Consider the following 18,520-nt stretch of genomic DNA (forward strand, 5'->3'; position numbering starts at 1 on the left):
ATCCCGTCAGGAACCAGTCCGTCGCATTGCTGGCGCGACGCGACATGAATCCATCCAATTGATATATATAGTTTCTATGGATTCAGAGGGCGAATTGATGTGGCCGCTCGGCATCCCATCACGCCCGGGCGCTGCGCTTGCCCGTTTGCGCCGCCGTTACAGGGCTTCACGGCCGTGAACGCCCCGGTACGCGCAGCAATCCGCCATCCGGACCCCCTCGCCGATTGCCGCAAAACCCATGACGACCGCCTCTTTCACCAGCCTGAAATAGTCGTAGAATGATTTCGCTGCGTCGCACCATACGAAGAGATGGCGCGGCCTCGCGAATAGGCGACGCATCTTTCAGGGCAGGACTGAACATGAAGCAATTGCTGACCATCGACGGCAACGAAGCCGTCGCCAACGTGGCCTACCGCGTTTCCGAAGTGATCGCCATCTACCCCATCACCCCCTCGTCCGGCATGGGCGAGCTGTCGGACGAATGGGCATCGCAGGGCAAGACCAACGTATGGGGCAGCGTCCCCCGCGTCGTCGAGTTGCAATCCGAGGGCGGCGCGGCGGGTACCGTACATGGCGCCCTGCAGGGCGGCGCGCTGGCAACCACCTTCACCGCCTCGCAGGGCCTGCTGCTGATGATCCCCAACATGTACAAGATCGCCGGCGAACTCACGCCGACCGTCTTTCATGTGGCGGCGCGGGCAGTGGCAACGCATGCGCTGTCGATCTTCGGCGACCACTCCGACGTGATGGCCACCCGCGGCACCGGCTTCGCGCTGCTGGCCTCGAACTCGGTGCAGGAAGCGCACGACATGGCAGCCATCGCCTCGGCCGCAACGCTGGCCGGCCGCATCCCGGTTCTGCACTTCTTCGACGGCTTCCGTACCTCGCACGAGGTTGCCAAGATCGTCACCGTTGACGACGACATCCTGCGCGACATGCTGCCGCCGGAGCAGATCGCCGCCCAGCGCGAACGCGCGCTGTCGCCGGAACATCCGGTGCTGCGCGGCAGCTCGCAGAACCCCGATGTCTTCTTCCAGGCCTGCGAGGCGCGCAACCCCTGGTTCGACGCCTTCCCGGCCATCGTCCAGCAGTGCATGGACCGCTTTGCCGCGGCGACCGGCCGGCAATACAAGCTCTTCGACTACGTCGGCGCGGCGGATGCCGAGCGCGTGATCATCCTGATGGGCTCGGGTGCGGAAACCGCGCAGGAAACGGTGGAGCACCTGAACCGCCACGGCGAGAAAGTCGGCCTCCTCAAGGTACGGCTGTTCCGGCCGCTGGCGGCCGAGGCGTTGATCGCCGCGCTGCCGGCCACCACCCGCGCAATCGCGGTGCTCGACCGCTGCAAGGAGCCGGGTGCCGAAGGCGAGCCGCTGTACAAGGACGTGCTGGTGGCCCTGGCCGAAAGCGCGTCCGGCGAGACGCCCCACTTTGCGCGTACGCCGAAGGTCATCGGCGGGCGTTACGGGCTCGCCTCCAAGGAATTCAACCCGGCGATGGTGTGCTCGGTGTTCTCCGCGCTGGACGAAGCCGCACCGAAAAGACGTTTCACGGTCGGCATCCAGGACGACGTCACCCACCTTTCGCTGCCCTGGGATGCCACCTTCCGCACCGACGCGGTGCGCGAGGCGTTCGGCGCAGTGTTCTACGGCCTGGGTTCGGACGGCACGGTTTCGGCCAACAAGAACTCGATCAAGATCATCGGCGACGAGACCACGCTCAACGCCCAGGGCTATTTCGTCTACGACTCGAAAAAGTCGGGCGCGATGACGGTGTCGCACCTGCGTTTCGGAAAGCAGCCGATCCGCTCGACCTACCTCACCGGCGAGGGCGATGCGAAGTTCGTCGCCTGCCACCAGCCGCTCTTCCTCGAGACCCACGACCTGCTGCACTACGCCGCACCGGGCGCGGTGTTCCTGCTCAATACGCCGGTTCCGGCGGAGCGGGTGTGGGCCACGCTGCCAGCCGCGATGCAGCGGCAGATGATCGACAAGCACATCCACCTGCATGTGATCGACGCCTACCGGGTGGCGCAGGATGCCGGCATGGGGCGGCGCATCAACACGGTGATGCAGACCTGCTTCTTCGCCATCTCCGGCATCCTGCCGCAGGACGAGGCGATCGCAGCGATCAAGCACGCGGTGGAAAAGACCTACGGCCGCAAGGGACGGCGCATTGCCGAGCTGAACTACCGCGCCATCGACATGACGCTGGCCTGCCTGCACGAAGTGGCGCTGCCGCAATCCCATGTCGATGCAGGCACCGCCGAGGCGCGCGCCCGCGGCGAGGCGCAGGCCTCCGAATTCGTGCGGCGGCTGACCCTGCCGCTGATCGCCGGCAAGGGCGATGCGCTGCCGGTGTCGCTGTTCCCCGCCGACGGCACCTGGCAGACCGGCACCGCCAAATACGAAAAGCGCAACCTGGCGCTGCAGATCCCGGTCATCGAGACCGACCTGTGCACCCAGTGCGGCAAGTGCGTGTTCGTGTGCCCGCACGCGGCCATTCGCGCCAAGGCCTATCCGGCCGAGCTTGCCAGCGAGGCGCCGTCGACCTTCAAGCAGATGGCGATCCGCAGCAAGGATTACCCGGCCGGCTGGAAGATGAGCTACCAGGTCGCGCCGGAGGACTGCACAGGCTGCACGCTGTGCGTCGATATCTGCCCGATCCGCGACAAATCGAACGTCTCGCGCAAGGCCATCAACATGGCCGAACAACCGCCGCTGCGGGAGGCCGAAGCCGAAAACTGGGATTTCTTCCTCAAGCTACCCGACTACGACCGCAAGCTCGCCAAGCGCACCACCGTACCCGGCTCGATGCTGCTGCCGCCACTGTTCGAGTTTTCCGGCGCCTGCGTCGGCTGCGGCGAGACGCCCTACATCCGGCTGGCCACGCAGTTGTTCGGCGACCGCATGATGGTGGCCAACGCCACCGGCTGTTCGTCGATCTACGGCGGCAACCTGCCGGCAACGCCCTACACCACTAATGCCGAGGGCCGGGGGCCGGCGTGGAGCAATTCGCTGTTCGAAGACAACGCCGAATTCGGCCTCGGCATGCGTCTCGCAACCGACCAGCTGGCCGAGGCGGCGCGGGTGAAGCTGCGCGAGATGGCGCCCGAGATCGGTGACGAACTGGTCCAGTCGCTGCTCGACGCGGACCAGAACGGCGAGGCCGGCATCCACGACCAGCGCCAGCGCGTCGCTGCGCTCAAGGCACGCCTGCAGGAACTTGCCACGCCCGCCGCGCAGCAGCTCGCGGCGATGGCCGACTACCTGGTCCGCCGCAGCGTGTGGATCATCGGCGGCGACGGCTGGGCCTACGACATCGGCTTCGGCGGGCTCGACCATGTGCTGTCCTCAGGCGAGGACGTCAACATACTGGTGCTCGACACCGAGGTGTATTCCAACACCGGCGGCCAGAATTCCAAGGCCACGCCGCGCGGCGCGGTGGCCAAGTTCGCTGCTGGCGGCAAGCCCGGCCGCAAGAAGGACCTCGCCCGCATCGCCATGGACTACGAGAACGTCTATGTCGCGCAGGTGGCCTACGGTGCCAAGGACGTGCATACCCTCAAGGCCTTCCTCGAGGCCGAGAGCTATCCGGGCGTGTCGATCATCATCGCCTACAGCCCATGCATCGCCCACGGTGTGGACATGCAGCACAACCATCGCCAGCAGGATCTGGCGGTCAAGTCGGGACACTGGCCGCTGCTGCGCTACGATCCGCGCCAGCGCGAGCGGGGCAAGAACCCGCTATCGGTCGACAGCGCCGCGCCGAGCATCCCGTTCGGCGACTTCGCCCGCAACGAAGCGCGCTTCACGGTGCTCGAGCGGCTGCATCCCGAGGCCTCGGCCGGCTTCATCGCGCAGGCCGGCAAGGATGCACGGCTGCGCCACCAGGAATACGTGGAACTTTCGGAGATGGTGCTGCCCGAAGTGGCGATCGACGAACCCGCCAGCAACGCAGCGCAAAGCAAGGAGACGCCAGATGCCTGATCTTTCCACCACCTACCTCGGCCTGGCGCTCAAGAATCCGCTGGTGCCGTCCTCCACGCCGCTCAGCCACGACATCGACGCGATGCTGCACCTCGAGGACGCCGGCGCGGCCGCCGTGGTCATGCATTCGCTGTTCGAGGAGGACGTGACCCGCGACGAGCAGATGATGGACCGCTTCCTGCTCCATCCCGATGCCTTCGGCGAATCGTCCGGCCACCTGCCGGCCGGCCACGACTACCTGAGCCGGCTCGATACCTACCTCGAGCAGATCCAGCTGTTGAAATCGCGCCTCTCGATCCCGGTGGTGGCCAGCCTCAACGGCTCATCGCCGGGCGGCTGGGTGGAGCTGGGCAAGGAGATGCAGGCCGCCGGCGCCGATGCGCTCGAACTGAACGCCTGGTACATGCCCAGCGACCCGGCAATCGGCGCCGCCAGCACCGAGCAAGGCTATCTCTCGCTGCTGCAGTCGCTCAAGGCGGTGGTCAGCGTACCGATCAGCATGAAGCTCTCGCCCTTCTTCTCGTCCTTGCCGCACTTCGTGCAGCAGGCAGAGCAGGCGGGCGCGGCCGGCATATCGATGTTCAACCGCTTCTTCCAGCCGGACATCGACCTCGAGACGCTCAGCGTGGTGGATCGCGTCCAGCTCTCATCGTCGGCCGACGCACTGCTCAGCATGCGCTGGATCGCCATCCTGCGCGGCAGCACCGGCATGTCGCTGGCCGCCACCGGTGGCGTGCATACCGCCGACGATGCCCTCAAGATGCTGCTCGCCGGCGCCGACGTGGTGCATCTTGCCAGCGCCATCCTCAAGCGCGGCCCGCAGGCGCTGCAGGAAATGCTGCAGGGAATCGAGCGCTGGCTGGAAGAGCGCGAGTACGAATCGGTGGCGCAGCTGAAGGGCTCGATGAGCCAGCAGAATTCGCCCGACCCCAGCGCCTTCGCCCGCGCCGCCTATCTCAACGCGATCGACTCGTTCACCCCGCCGCCCGGCGTGCGCTACTGACCTGCAGCCGGGGGCGGCGTCTCATCAGGTGCGCAGCACGTCGGACCATTCCGGATGCCGCGCGGCCTGCGCGTGCACGAAGGGACACAGGGCGAGGATGGCGTAGCCGCCGCTGCGTGCATCCTCGACCAGGCGGGCCGCCAGCCGGGCGCCGACGCCAGTGCCGCGCATGCTCTCCGGTACCGCGGTGTGGTCGGCGATGACGAGTTCAGAGCCGGCCTTGCTGAAGGTCAGCTCGGCCTCGTCGGTGACACCAGCAATCCGTGCGACATAGCGCCCCTTGGTTTCCGAGTCTTCCCGGACAATCTCGATTTCGGTCATTTCCATGCTCCGTGACAGGCGCGGCAGGGTGCGTGCAGGGTACTCAGCGATGGTGCGCCCGCAGGCGACATGCTCAGAACGGTACCGCGCTGGCGAAGCTGACCGCAACCCTGCGATGAGGATGGATAAAGGCGATCTGCGCGGCATGCAGATGCATCCTGCCGTGGCGGGCGGGGCTGTCGGCCGGTGCGTAGAGCGGATCGCCGATGATCGGATGGCCGATGCTCATCAGGTGTACCCGCAGCTGGTGGGTGCGGCCGGTGACCGGCTTGAGTGCCAGGCGCGTCAGCGCCGCCTCACCCTCGCCGCTGCGCTCGAGCACCCGGTAGCGCGTGAGCGCCGGCAGGCCGTGCGTGAAATCCACCATCTGGCAGGGGTTGCGGCCCGGCTCGGCGCACAGCGGCAGGTCGATCTCACCCGCGTCTTCCGCCACATGGCCATGCACCACCGCGACATACTGCTTGCCCACCACCCGCTGCCGGAATCCGCGATTCATCCGCCGCAGCATCTCGGCCCCGCGTGCAAACAGCACCAGCCCCGAGGTTGCGGTATCGAGCCGATGCACGATCAGTGCGTCCGCATGAATCGCCCGGATGCGCGCCGCCAGGCAGTCCTTGCGCCCCTCGCCGCCGGCCGGAATCGAGCGCAGGCCGGCAGGCTTGTCGCAGACGACGAGATGGGCGTCGGCGAAGACGATGGTGGGGGCGAGGGCAGGCATGGCGCGATTGTGGCGCGAAACACGAGCTGCCGCGTCAACGCCACCAATTGCGGAGCGGATTGTCGTCGAGCTGCCGTGCGACTCACATTGCACCGAGAAAGGCGGCAAGCGTCCTTTCGATCGGCGCGATGTCCTTCTTGTCCACCAGCGATGCATAGATGTCGCCACCCAGATCGGCCGGCATCTTCGAGCCGACCTCGCGCACGATGAGCACGTTGCGCTTGCCTTTCAGGCCGCTGAAATAGCCTGCCTCGAACACCACGTTGTCGCGCGGCACCGAATGCGTCGCACCGTCCGGGTTGGCAAGATCGTCGTCCTTGGTAAACAGGAAGATGCCGCCGATGGAGCGCGCCGCAGCCTGCTCGATCTGGTCGATGATGGTGCGCCCGGGAATAAAGTCGCTTTGCCAGTCTAGGACGCGCGCACCAAGGCTGGTCAGATATCGCTTGATTGCCGCGGCCGTCGCCGACGAGCTGCTGCAATAGCCCAGGAAGATGTCGCGGCGCTCCTCGAGCTGCGCCTTCCAGTAATTGAAGGGCACCCGAAACTCGGCAGTGTGCAACCAGCTCACATCGGAATCCGCCGCGTACTGCCCCACGTAGCCGCCGAAGCTGCTGTCGAACACCACCCGGCGCAGCATGTCCCCCTGCACCAGCACCAGGGTCGGCAAGCCAAGGGTCCGGACCAGCGCCCCTTCATAATGGTTGAACTCGGTGGGCAGCAACACCGCCTCGCCATTGCCATCCTGGAAGCGCCAACGCGGCATCCCAAGAATCGCCGCCCCGACGCAGCGCCGGCCGATTTCTTCTGCGTCACGCGGATTCCACGCCTTGGCCGAAGCCAGACCGGGCATGCCCTTCGGGTTGGTGAATATCTCGGGCGTATAACCGAGCTTCTCGATCTCCTCGACGATACCCCACTTCAGATCGTTGAGATTCGGCGGCAACCACGGGTCTGCAGCCAGGCTGACATAGATTCGACGAGTGATACCCATGATCCGACCTCCACGGCTGATGGCGCACGACCCCTGACAATCCGGCGAACTCCAGGCCTAGTCGCGCTGGACACGAGCTGTGCCGGGCCGCTCCCTGCATCGATTCGCGGCACGATTCCAGCATAGGCGCTGGAATTCGGGAGGACACGGGATTTTATGAGGCGGTCGTAAGCATTTGGCTGACGATGGCTGAACAGCGTGCGCGGCGGGTCAGGAGGGCCGTGGGGAGTCTTTGTGCTTGATGCCGTATCGCAGAATTACAGACAGGTTGTCGGCCGTTGCGGTTGTCCGGCTCGCCGCGACATTATGCGGAAAGGGTGACCGCTTGCCCGCGTAACGAGCTTCCGGGATCGACCCTTACCTGCCGGCCGAGGCTTTCTAAAGCGGCCCTTCCGCGGAACAACTGGCGAAGAAGAAGCAGCCGTTCGTGCCCGTGAGCCCATATGTCCCGCCCCTGCGTCGCCTGAGCTTGTACTTGTTGCGCAACCACCGGCGCAACCGCGTTGTCGTGTAGGTGTCGAGCGCACGATAGGCTCGGCTGACGGTCCCTACACCGAAGTAGTTCGCCCAGCCGCGCAGCGCGCGGTTCAATTTGCCCACCAGCTCCACGTGGTCTCTTGCCACACCGTCCTCAGGTCGGTCAGCGCATGGACCTTCTCGACCATGCGCCGGGCGCCCGGACCTTTCTCTCACGAGCGTCCGGTTGGTCATCCCTGGCCACGTGATGGGGCTTCCCGTGTCGCGTGCGCTTTGGGTACATGCTGTCGCCACTGCCCCGGCACAGCGACGGGCGGTCCTTCCCTTGCTCATCCGCTCCGCCGTATCAGCCTTCCCCGATAGGGTCGGCGGGTCGGCCTGTGCATCGTCCTTTTCGAGGCTTACTCAGCGTTCACTCGCGTTACGGCCTGCACACTCGTGCTGCCACCAATTTTGTGGCCCGCTATCCGAAGGCTTCAGCCATTTCGTTACCTCCATGACTGCTCCGGTTGCTGCCGGCGGGAGCACTTCACCGGGTGGGGCTTTCACCCACTAGACTAGGGAAACGCTGATTATTTCTTTGGCATTTCGGCCTTGCCGGGCATCCGCCTGAGATAATGTGAGCTGTCCGCCTTCGATGACATCCGAGCCCATGCAATCGAGTTTTTCCGACCTTGAGTACGCCGCCAAGAAGAAGCAGACGCGGCGCGACCGGTTCCTCGCGGAGATCGAGGCGGTGACGCCCTGGCCGGCGCTGGTGGCCGAGATCGAGCCGTTCTATCCGAAGGGCGAAGGCCGCGGTCGGCCGCCGGCAGGTGTAGCGCGCATGCTCCGGATGTACGTGGCGCAGCAGTGTTTCGGGTTGTCGGACGAAGGGATCGAGGACGCGATCTACGACAGCCAGGCGATCCGCGGCTTCGTCGGCATCGACCTGGCCCGAGAGGCCGCGCCCGATGCGACCACGCTGTTGAAGTTTCGCCGCCTGCTCGAGACGCACGCGCTCACGCGCAAGATCTTCGAAGTCATCAAGATCCACCTCGCCCAGAAGGGGCTGATGATGCGCGAAGGCACCATCGTCGATGCGACGCTCATCGCCGCGCCCCCTTCGACCAAGAACCGCGCCAAGGCGCGCGACCCCGAGATGCATCAGACGAAGAAAGGCAACCAGTAATGGGATGGTCGCCCCTTCCCGAAACGGCATCGAAGTGCCAAGGTGGAAATGCGAATGTTCCACCCACCAGGAGAGGCGACCGAAATGAAGATTACGACGATTGGGATCGACCTGGCAAAGAGCGTGTTCCAGGTGCACGGCGTGGACGCGAGGGGCAAGGCGGCGCTGAAGAAGCAGCTGAGGCGCCATCAGGTTCTGCCGTTCTTCGCTAACTTGCCGCCGTGTCTGATTGGCATGGAGGCTTGTGCCAGTGCTCACCACTGGGGGCGGAAGCTGGAAGCGTTCGGGCATCGTGTGAAACTGATGGCCCCGCAGTTCGTCAAGCCCTACGTCAAGACGAACAAGAACGATGCTGCGGACGCCGAGGCGATTTGTGAGGCGGTCGGCCGACCCAACATGCGCTTTGTTCCGATCAAGAACACGGAGCAGCAGGCGGTTTTGGCGCTGCATCGGGCTCGACAAGGCTTCGTTAAGGCACGCACGGCACAGGCCAATCAAATCCGTGGGCTGCTGGGAGAATATGGAATCGCGATTCCTCAAGGGATCGGGCACGTTGCCAAGCAGTTGCCGGAGATCCTCGAAGATGCGGGGAACGATCTGCCTGGCGTGTTCCGCAAGTTGCTGCGGCAACTGGGAGATCACTTGAAGGAGTTGGACTGCCGAGTGGCCGAGTTGGAGGTTCAGATCCAGATCTGGCACCGAGAAGACGAGGCAAGCAAGAAACTGGCACGGGTTCCGGGCATCGGTCCGATCACGGCCAGCGCCCTGGTGGCGTCGATCGGGGACGCAAAGAGTTTCGCGAACGCTCGACAACTGGCGGCTTGGCTGGGGCTGGTGCCTCGGCAGCACTCCAGTGGTGGCAAGCAGGTGCTGCTTGGCATCAGCAAGCGCGGTGACACTTACCTGCGCACGCTGCTGATCCACGGCGCCCGATCGGTGATCCAGGCGGCCGCGCGCAAGGTGGATCACGCGGAGAGTTGGTTGGCGAAGTTGATGGGCCGGCGCAACAAGAACGTGGCGGCGGTGGCGCTGGCGAACAAGAACGCCCGCATCATCTGGGCGCTGCTGGCGCGTGACCGGGATTACGAGGCGAACTACGGGATGGTGGCATGAAGACGGGCTTCCCACCGTGCCGCTGGCCTCCGGTGACAGAGGGACCGCCGGCAACCGGCGCCATGGAAAACCCTGCCGCATAGGAGCGCAACGGCAACAAAGTTGGAAAGGAGCATCTCCACCGATTGCATAGGCAAACATGACGTGATGGCGAGACAGGTAAGACCGTGGTCGGCAAACTCTGCGAAGTACCAAGCACCTCGAGTGCAGACCAGTGATGAGAGCCCGGCCAGCGTATTCCATCAGGGACAGAGGCGGCAGCCTCGATCGAAAGTCCGGATGTATGGCTGCAATCTTCACCTGCTTACTGTCATCGATTGAGGGCTTGGCAAACAGGGGCGACCATGTATGGTACTTCGGCATGAAGGCGCACATCGGCGTCGACGCCGAGTCGGGCCTGGTGCATGCGGTGGTCGCCAACTCGGCCAACGTGAGCGACGTGAGCCAGACGCACAAGCTGTTGCACGGCGAGGAGACGGAGGTGCTCGGAGATGCGGGCTATCAGGGCGTCGACAAGCGCGAAGAGAATCGGGACAACAAGGCGACTTGGCACGTGGCCATGAAGCGCGGCAAGCGCAAGGCGCTGCCGAAGAACCGGCTGGGGAAGCTGCTCGAGAAGCTCGAGCGCGCCAAGGCGAGCATCCGCGCCAAGGTCGAGCATCCGTTCCACGTCGCGAAGAACCTCTTCAAGCACAGGAAGACGCGCTACGGCGGCCTGGCCAAGAACGAGGCGCAGTTGTTCTCCCTCTTCGGCTTGGCCAATCTGGTGCTGGCGCGACGGCCGTTGTTGGCGCTTCATGCCCGAGGTGCGTCCTGATGGGCCGCCAGGGCGCAAAAAGCGGGGCCAAATGCCCACGGACGGCATCACCTCGGGTGAAAAATGCCAATGGGTTGAAGAGATCTTCACTGATTCTCGCTCGTGGCCGGTCCGGCGCCCGTTGAAACCGATTTGTTCAGCGCTTCCCTAGTGTGGTGAGTTGGAAATTCGCAGACAAAATCGTTCAATGCTTGCGAGAATCTCGTTGGCTGATTTGGTCCATGCGAATGGTTTGGGATCATCGTTGTAGCGAGCAAGGTAGTCGCGAATGGCCTGCTCAAGTTGACGGGTGGAACGGTGGGTGCCGCGACGAATCTGCTTTTCGGTGAGGTCGGCAAACCAGCGTTCGACCTGGTTGATCCAGGAGGCCGAGGTCGGGGTGAAATGAACGTGAAAACGCGGATGACGGGCAAACCAACTTCTGACCTTCGGCGTCTTGTGCGTGCCGTAGTTGTCCATCACCAGGTGGATGTCGAGATCGGCCGGGACGTTGGCTTCGATGGTGCGCAGAAAGGTGAGAAACTCGTTGCTGCGGTGGCGTCGGTGCAGTTCCCCGATGACTTCGCCGGTGGCGACATCGAGTGCGGCAAACAAAGTCGTTGTGCCGTGGCGCATGTAGTCATGCGTTCGCCGCTCTGGCAGTCCCGGCGCCAGCGGCAGGATCGGCTGGGTGCGGTCGAGCGCCTGGATCTGGCTCTTCTCATCGACACACAGCACCATCGCTTTCAGCGGCGGATCCAGATACAGCCCGACGATGTCGCGGACCTTGTCGACGAACAGGGGATCGGTCGAGAGCTTGAAGGTTTCCTGCCGATGCGGTTGCAGGCCGAAGGCGCGCCAGATGCGGCTGACCGCCGTCTGCGACAACCCCATCTCGCGCGCCATGCTGCGCGTGCTCCAATGGGTCGCATTCTTCGGCACCGTCTCGAGCGTCCTGGCAATCACCGCATCGACGCGGGCATCGTCGATCGTTCGCGGCGCCCCCGAGCGCGGCGCATCGAACAGGCCATCGAGCCGATTCGCGGCAAAGCGGTTACGCCACTTCGACACCATCTGCTGCGACACCGACAGGCGTTGCGCGATGACCTTGCTGTCGACACCCGTCGCACACTCGAGAATGATCCGCGACCGCAACGCGAGCGCCTGCGCGGTCTTACGCCGACGCATCCAGGCTTCGAGCTGTTCGCGCTCGCTCTCGTTCAGCACAATCTCGGCCTTTGGTCTGCCCATCGCTGCCTCCCACCGCCAATCGTACGGCATGGGAGACAAGCGGATGAGCCAGCTGTTCAATGAATTTACAACTCATGACACTAGAAAACGCCGCCTTTGCACGGCGCACACCCGGAGCGGCCCTTCGGCCACTCGGCGTCAAGGGCTTTGCTCGGCCAGATTGCGGCGTTTGAGGGTGCACTTTGAACGCTCTGAAGCGGACGTCCGGTCAGATCCGCCCGCCGCTTGAGCCCTGGTCCAACGGGCGATACCAACGCTCCTGGTCACAACCGCAATCGCGAGGAACGGCTCGGCTGAGTGCCGCGTCCGGGTACGGAGCCAGGCACTGGCCGCCTGGTGGCTACGGCTTGCGGGCCCCCTGCAGTGACTGGCGTGGGGGCCCCCCACTCGGCGGAAGCCTGATCGAGGAACGCGCGATATTCGGCGACGATCGCCGGCCGGGTGCGAAGCGCGTTGTGGTCGGCGAATTCGTAGGCGCGATTGTCCTCGCCGCGCAGTGCAGGGGATTTGGTGTGGTCGGGTCCGGTATACGCGACATCGGCCACGCCGGTGCCAAGCGCGCCAGGAAGTCCAGGGGTTCGTAGAACACGTGCGTGGTGCGCCAGGCCATGGAGCTATGGTCGACGGTTTCCCTAAATCTCAAGCGCCAGGCGAGTCTGGAGGCACTCGGAGCTCTGCGGTTCGGCTGGTCCTGTTCATGAACACTATCGCCGCGGGGTTCGTCCGCGGCGAATCCGGTCTGTTCATTCAGCAGGGCCGCGTGCACCTGCCCAGGGCGCGGATGATGAGTCCTTGCGCCAGGCGGTCTAGACCGAACTTTGACCTCGGTGCTCAAGTAGGTCACTGATATTTATGAGTTAAATGCTCAGCGGGCGGTCGGTTACTGGGTACGCGTGGGGTTGACGCCGAGCAACGAGAAGGCTTTTTCCTGCAGCGGTGTGGGCCGGGTGGTGAGGATAATCTTGGCCTTTGGGTTGAGCGCCGTGTGGGTGATGTTGTAGGCGAGCGTGCCGAGATCCCGCATCAAGGTGCGAAAGCTGTGGACGGGGATGCCATCGTCGGCGAGCCCGGTGGCGTCCTTGGCCTTCGCGTGGGTCGATCGCGGGGTCTTTGCCACGGCGGAGGGCTTGGTGGCGTGCGCGGCATCGATGAACTCGTCATCGAACAGCATGGGCTTCAAGCGCGCCCGCATGTGCCATTCGACGTAGTACGCCAGCATGCACAGGAAGACGTATGCGCGCACCCGCTCGGCGCTGTAGTGAAAGACGGGGCGCACCTGCAGGTCGACCGTCTTGATCGAACGAAAGGCGCGCTCGACCTGTGACAGGCTCTTGTAGGCGGCCACGGCGGCATTGGCCTCGAGCTGTTCGGCCCCGAGACTGGTGCGGATGACGTACAAGCCGTCGAGCGCGGCTTCGGCGGCAATCTTGTCCTCTTTGCGCACCCAGTTCAGGCTCGTGTCGGTGATGGCGAGCTCGAAGTGCTTGGCCATGTGGTAGCGGTCGATCGAGCGGCCCGCGCGCAGGCCGATCTGCGCAGCGCCCCGCAACGGGTTGCGTGCCCGCGTCACCGCCGCGGCCACGCTGGCCAGCTCGGCTTCGGTGGCCGCGAGCAGTTCGGCGCGCTTGCGCGCACGCTCCTCGGCCAGCAAGGGATTGCGACAGAGCACCAGGCGCTCGCCGGGGAAGTGCTCGCTGGTGAGTTCGAGCAGATTGCGCTCGTCGAACAGGGACGGCTGGAACGGGCCGTGCTCCTGCGCGAGCTGCGCGATCTGGGGCGCGCGCAGGCTGCTGATCCAGTCCATCCCATGGGGCTTGAGGACGTTGGTGATGCGCGCCGAGGTGATCATGCCCCGATCGCCCACCCAGGCGATTTGCTCGATACCGAAACGCGATTTGAGCTTCGCCACTTGCGCGGCCACCGTGGCCGGGTCGGCGGTGTTACCGGGGAACACCTCCACCGCCACCGGGCAGCCGTCGGCGGCACAGATCAGACCGAAGACGATCTGCGGGTCATCGCGCTTGCCGTCGCGCGAATGCCCGCGTGCGGCGAGCGGGCAGCAGCGGCCGGTGAGCCAGGTCGAGGTGAGGTCGTAGAGCACCAGGGTGCTGCCCGCCAGGTGCTTGCGTGCCAGGCGACGTTCGATGCCAGGCTGCGCCGTGTGCAGCCAGTCGAGGGCGCGATACAACTCCTCGGGTTCGATCTGCCCCAGGTCCAGCACCCGCCCCAGCGAGTGCGCCGCCGTCTCGTCGCTGAGCATGCGGTGGGTGGCGAGCTTCGAGCCGGGCGACACGATGCGTGCAACCACCATCGCGAGCAGCACCTTGCGTAACCGCTCGGGCGCGGCGGCGAACCAGTCCGGAGCGCCACACGCGCTTGCACTGCCCAGCGCAGCCACCACGTGACCGTGCGGCAGCGAGCGCTCGACGGTGAAGACCTCCTCTGCGCTGGGTACGGCTACACCGCCCTTGAGGAGCACCTTCAGGCCCTCGATGACCTCCGCAGGCAGGCACGACAGGTTGGCCAGGGTGCGCTTTCTGACCTTGCCCTGGCACCGGAATGCCTCGCGAAGCAGGACCGCTGGAGGCGAATTTCGATTGCGGATGGCTTCGATGTACATGGTCCTTACCATGCTACAGCGAAGCGGAAAAAGCAAGACCTGAAGCGGGTATTTACATGGGTACAAATTTACCCAGAAAAATAGCCGGAACCCGCATCGTGCAAGGGTTCCGGCTATTTCAGGGGGTCAAAGTTCGGTCTAGACGGCGGCACAGCGCTGTGCACTCGATGGCCCGCGGCCGCGGGCGGATGTCCGCAGTTCGGCGCATTGTCAGAAGGCGCAGTTGCACGTCGCATCATCAAGGTTGATGACGGCCTCGCGGATCCAGGCTAGAATGAGCGCAGCCAACCGCTCACTTGCTGGCGCCGGCCGGAAGCGAGCAAGGAGTTCGTGGCGAGGTCACCCGATGAGTGCGAAGGAAGGGAGAGAGATGAAACGATACTCTCCGACCTCCGCGGCACCGACTGTCAGAAGCGTCCGACCTGACGGGACGCGGCCAGCCCCGGTTCAATACCAGTTCAGCAACTGGACTCAGACCTTCCAGAGATCTGGTGCTTAACGGGCGTTGATTCCGGCAGTCGATTCACCATTGCGAGGTTTTTCAGAGCCATGACGAAGTTCGCGAGCAGCGACGATATCCGCGAAGCTTTCCTAGATTATTTTGTGAGACGGGATCACCAGAAGATCCAGGGCTCGTCGCTCCTGCCTCAGAACGATCCGACCCTCCTGTTCGTCAACTCCGGTATGGCGCCGCTCAAGCCCTACTTCACAGGCGCGAGCCGTCCGCCGCACCCCGACCTGTGCAATGTGCAGCCCTGCATTCGCACTCGAGATATTGATGATGTGGGCGACCGTCATCATCTGACCTTCTTCGAGATGCTTGGCAGCTGGTCGATCGGCCGCTACTTCAAGGATCGGGCCGTCGAGCTGGCATACGGTCTGATCGTCGATACCTTCGGGTTTCCGAAGGATAAGCTGTATGTCTCCGTGTATTCGGGGAATGCGGAGCTCGGGCTGCAGCCCGACCACGAGACGGCGCGCGCGTGGGAGCGGGTCGGGGTGGCACGCGATCACATCGTCTATCTGGGCGAAGACAATTTCTGGGGGCCGGCCGGCGAGACCGGACCGTGCGGCCCCTGTACCGAAATGTTCTTCGATACGGGTGATGCGTATGGTCCCAAATACGTGCCGGGCGGCGAGTTCGACACGAAGCGGCGCTACATCGAGGTATGGAACGCCGGCGTGTTCATGCAGCTCGACAAACGCGCGGACGGTAGCTTTGGCCGCCTGCCGTTCAACAGCGTGGATACGGGTTCCGGCCTCGAACGCATGGCGTTGGTCCTGCAGGACGCGCAGTCGGTCTACGAGACCGACCTCTTCCGCGAGCTCATGGGCGGCGTGAAGGAGCGAGTCGGCTCCTCATTCCCCGAGGAGGCCTGCCGGGTGATCGCCGATCACATACGCGCGACTTCGTTCATCCTCAGCGAGGGGGTGTCGCCGGGGAATGAAGGGCGCTCGTACATTCCGCGTCGGCTGATCCGCAAGTGTGTGGCGCTGGTCGAGCGGGCCGGGGTGCGGAATTTCGATTATCCCGGCCTCATCGATATCGTGGTGCGGCGCTTTCATCACCACTATCCGCTCCTGAAACAGCGCAAGGACAAGATCGTTACCGGGCTCGTGCAGGAAATCCGCGAGTTCGAGCGCGTGATCGGCAAGGGGCTCGAGCGGCTCGACCACCTGAGTCGCGCAAACGGTCCATTCACGATCAGCGGCAAGGATGCATTCTCGCTGTTCGCCACCTACGGTCTTCCGGTCGAAATCGCGCGCGACTTCGTCAAGGAGAAGGGCGGCACCATCGATGAAGAGGGCTATCACGTCGAGTTCCAGAAACACCAGGAGATCTCACGCGCAAGTGACAAGAACGCGGGTCAGACGTGGCTCGAGGACGGCGCGCTGGTGACTCGAACGCTCGCCGGGCGCGTCAGCGAGTTCGTCGGCTACGAGGTCATGGATGCCGATGCGCAGGTGCTAGCGCTCGTGCAGGCGGGCGTCCCGGTGAAGGAGGCCACCGCCGGCGCGCAGATCGATCTCCTCGCGAGCAGGACGCCGTTCTATGCCGAGGGTGGTGGACAGATCGGCGACCACGGGCGGATTCAGGGCGCGAATGGCGCTGAAATCCGCGTGCTCGATACGCGTAAGGTGGGCGGCGTACACGTTCACCGCGCCGAAATCGTCAGCGGGGCGGTGCGCGAAGGCGATGCCATTCGCCTGTCAGTAGATGAACAGGGGCGACGTGCGACGATGGCCAATCATTCGGCCACGCACCTGATGCACGCGGCGCTCCGTGAAGTGCTCGGTACGCATGTTCGCCAGGCGGGCTCCCTCGTGGACGCGGAGCGCCTCCGTTTCGATTTCGAGCATCCGTCCAAAGTGACACCGGAACAGCTGCGGACCGTCGAGCGGCGCGTCAACGAGTTCGTCCGCCAGGACTTCAAGTGCGAAATCTCGCTTACCACCTATGCGAAGGCGGTCGAAAGCGGTGCGCTGGCGTTCTTCGGTGAAAGCTACGGGGACGAAGTGCGCATGCTGAGGTTCGGACCGGCGTCCACCGAGCTTTGTGGTGGCACGCATGTTACAGCGACGGGCGAAATTGGCCTGTTCCGCATCCTGTCCGAGTCGAGTGTCGCGAGCGGCGTGCGCCGTATCGTCGCGGTCACAGGCGAAGCGGCAGTGGAATACACCCTAGATCAGGACCAGCTGCTGAAGGATGTGGCGGCCCGGCTGAGAGCGACTCCGCGCGAGCTGGTGGAGAGAGTCGAGCAACTCGTGAAGAAGGGGGATGATCAAAGAAAGAGCGACCCCGGCTCCAGGAAAGTGCATGTCGATCCGCGCGCGCAGACCGTCGCCCTTCCGGATGGCGTGAAACTCGTTGCCGCGCGCGTGGATGCGCCGACCGAGGCGTTGGGCAGCGAAGCCTCGCGAATCGCCTCGGACATCGACGGCGTCGTCGTGCTCGCGGGCGAGTCGGATGGCAAGGCGAGCATCGTGGTGGCTGTCTCGAAACAGAAGGGGGCGTATTACGACGCTTCCCGTTTGCTGACTTTGCTCGCGCCGTATATTGACGGCAGGGGTGGCGGAAGCGTTTACTTGGCGCGAGGCGGTGGAACGAAGCCCGGGGGCCTGGATTCATTGATCCAGAACGCTCCATCGCGCATCGCGGAGGCGATGAAGCTGACCAGCTAGCCGCCAGTAAGGAATTCTGAGTCCTCATCGGATGGAGGGCGCCGGAGCAGAGGGACTCATGGAACCGAGGGAAGGACTTGTGAGGCCAGGGAGCTTTCCTCTGCGAGGCGCCATTGAGCTGCATAGCGAAGCGCCCAATCTGGAATTTCTGGAGCTCGCGCGCGAAGTTGGGCTGCGCGACGTCGTCATCAAATGGCCTGGCGGACCTGATTCAGCGCCCGTCGCACAGTTCGCCAATGCCAGATCTCCGGGTGGTCCGCGCTTTTGGGGTGGCGTCGTACTGGACCGCCCCGCAGGCGGCATGAATCCTTCTGCGGTGACGGTGTGCGGCAGCCGCGGCGGCAAGTTCGTCTGGATGCCCACTGTCGATGCGCTACATCATCGGCGGATCAACGCTCAATCGGCGGATGGCGCAGTCAGGTTGCTGGACGATGACGGCAACCTCTTGCCCGAAGTGTGTGAAGTACTCGATGCCGCGCGTGCCTGGGATATGGTCATTGGTACAGGCCACATTGGGCCCGTCGAGGCCGAGCGGCTCGTCGATGCGGCGTTAGCCCACGGCATCCGCAAGATTCTCTCCAATCATCCGCTGCTGCTCAGATTTTCGCTCGAGACGATCCGGCGCATGGCAGGGCGTGGTGTCTTCATCGAGCACTGCTATGTGCCGAATCATCCGAAGCCATTCGACGTGTCGCGCATCGTCGAGGCGATCCACGAAGTCGGGCTCGGACAGTCGCTGATTGCGGACTTCGGCGTATTCGGGCGCGACGCTAACGTGGCGGACGCATTGGCCGTTCACGGATTGGATGCGCCCACCTTACGCGCTCTGACCACCGCAACGCCCGCGCGAGTGTTGAGCGATGAGTAGCGGCGCGGTTCTGGCC

At 64.3% G+C, this 18,520-nt stretch carries 11 protein-coding genes and 2 pseudogenes; 7 read left to right on the forward strand and 6 right to left on the reverse strand.

Annotated elements, in window-relative coordinates; genetic code table 11:
- Positions 1 to 359: 359 nt before the first annotated feature.
- On the forward strand, positions 360 to 3,989 hold the full coding sequence (gene nifJ / locus GQB03_RS11045; protein WP_159688851.1) for a pyruvate:ferredoxin (flavodoxin) oxidoreductase: 3,630 nt from the start codon (positions 360 to 362) through the stop codon (positions 3,987 to 3,989).
- On the forward strand, positions 3,982 to 4,992 hold the full coding sequence (locus tag GQB03_RS11050) for a dihydroorotate dehydrogenase-like protein (RefSeq protein WP_159688854.1): 1,011 nt from the start codon (positions 3,982 to 3,984) through the stop codon (positions 4,990 to 4,992). The genes nifJ and GQB03_RS11050 overlap by 8 nt, the downstream gene beginning before the upstream one ends.
- Positions 4,993 to 5,016: 24 nt before the next feature.
- Here GQB03_RS11050 and GQB03_RS11055 read toward each other — a convergent pair whose 3' ends face one another.
- The 4 genes from GQB03_RS11055 to GQB03_RS11070 form a co-directional block, all read right to left on the reverse strand.
- Positions 5,017 to 5,313 carry a GNAT family N-acetyltransferase gene (locus GQB03_RS11055; protein WP_159688857.1) on the reverse strand — a complete coding sequence of 99 codons (297 nt, stop codon included), beginning with the start codon at positions 5,311 to 5,313 and terminating at the stop codon, positions 5,017 to 5,019.
- A 73-nt stretch (positions 5,314 to 5,386) separates the two neighbouring features.
- Complete coding sequence (locus GQB03_RS11060; RefSeq protein ID WP_159688860.1) at positions 5,387 to 6,031, reverse strand: RluA family pseudouridine synthase; 645 nt, start codon at positions 6,029 to 6,031, stop codon at positions 5,387 to 5,389.
- Between the two features lie 82 nt (positions 6,032 to 6,113).
- Positions 6,114 to 7,025: a nucleotide-binding protein gene (locus GQB03_RS11065; RefSeq protein WP_159688863.1), complete on the reverse strand. Its 912-nt coding sequence runs from the start codon at positions 7,023 to 7,025 to the stop codon at positions 6,114 to 6,116.
- A gap of 378 nt (positions 7,026 to 7,403) precedes the next feature.
- A complete protein-coding gene (locus tag GQB03_RS11070; RefSeq protein ID WP_327516810.1) occupies positions 7,404 to 7,835 on the reverse strand; it encodes a group II intron maturase-specific domain-containing protein in 432 nt (143 codons plus the stop codon).
- A 319-nt stretch (positions 7,836 to 8,154) separates the two neighbouring features.
- On the opposite strand from GQB03_RS11070, the pseudogene GQB03_RS22970 reads away from it, so the two are divergent.
- The 3 genes and pseudogenes from GQB03_RS22970 to GQB03_RS11080 all read left to right on the forward strand — a co-directional run.
- Positions 8,155 to 8,670 (forward strand): annotated as a pseudogene (locus tag GQB03_RS22970) (IS5 family transposase); the annotation flags it as partial.
- Positions 8,671 to 8,757: 87 nt separating this feature from the next.
- Positions 8,758 to 9,786, forward strand: coding sequence for an IS110 family RNA-guided transposase (locus GQB03_RS22975; RefSeq protein ID WP_200832184.1), 1,029 nt, complete (start codon positions 8,758 to 8,760; stop codon positions 9,784 to 9,786).
- A 349-nt stretch (positions 9,787 to 10,135) separates the two neighbouring features.
- Positions 10,136 to 10,603 (forward strand): annotated as a pseudogene (locus tag GQB03_RS11080) (IS5 family transposase); the annotation flags it as partial.
- A 147-nt stretch (positions 10,604 to 10,750) separates the two neighbouring features.
- Here GQB03_RS11080 and GQB03_RS11085 read toward each other — a convergent pair.
- Entirely contained in the window at positions 10,751 to 11,833 is a 1,083-nt protein-coding gene (locus tag GQB03_RS11085) for an IS630 family transposase (RefSeq protein ID WP_159688866.1), read from the reverse strand.
- A gap of 880 nt (positions 11,834 to 12,713) precedes the next feature.
- Positions 12,714 to 14,453, reverse strand: a complete 1,740-nt coding sequence (locus GQB03_RS11090; RefSeq protein ID WP_159688869.1) for an IS1634 family transposase — start codon at positions 14,451 to 14,453, stop codon at positions 12,714 to 12,716.
- A 549-nt stretch (positions 14,454 to 15,002) separates the two neighbouring features.
- On the opposite strand from GQB03_RS11090, the gene alaS reads away from it, so the two are divergent.
- Together alaS and GQB03_RS11100 are read left to right on the forward strand one after the other, a co-directional pair.
- Positions 15,003 to 17,636: an alanine--tRNA ligase gene (alaS, locus tag GQB03_RS11095; protein ID WP_159688872.1), complete on the forward strand. Its 2,634-nt coding sequence runs from the start codon at positions 15,003 to 15,005 to the stop codon at positions 17,634 to 17,636.
- 58 nt (positions 17,637 to 17,694) lie between these two features.
- Positions 17,695 to 18,504, forward strand: a complete 810-nt coding sequence (locus GQB03_RS11100) for a DUF6282 family protein (RefSeq protein WP_159688875.1) — start codon at positions 17,695 to 17,697, stop codon at positions 18,502 to 18,504.
- The last annotated feature ends 16 nt before the right edge of the window (positions 18,505 to 18,520 follow it).

It is taken from the genome of Cognatazoarcus halotolerans (assembly GCF_009800965.1).
In the GTDB taxonomy this organism is placed as follows: domain Bacteria; phylum Pseudomonadota; class Gammaproteobacteria; order Burkholderiales; family Rhodocyclaceae; genus Cognatazoarcus; species Cognatazoarcus halotolerans.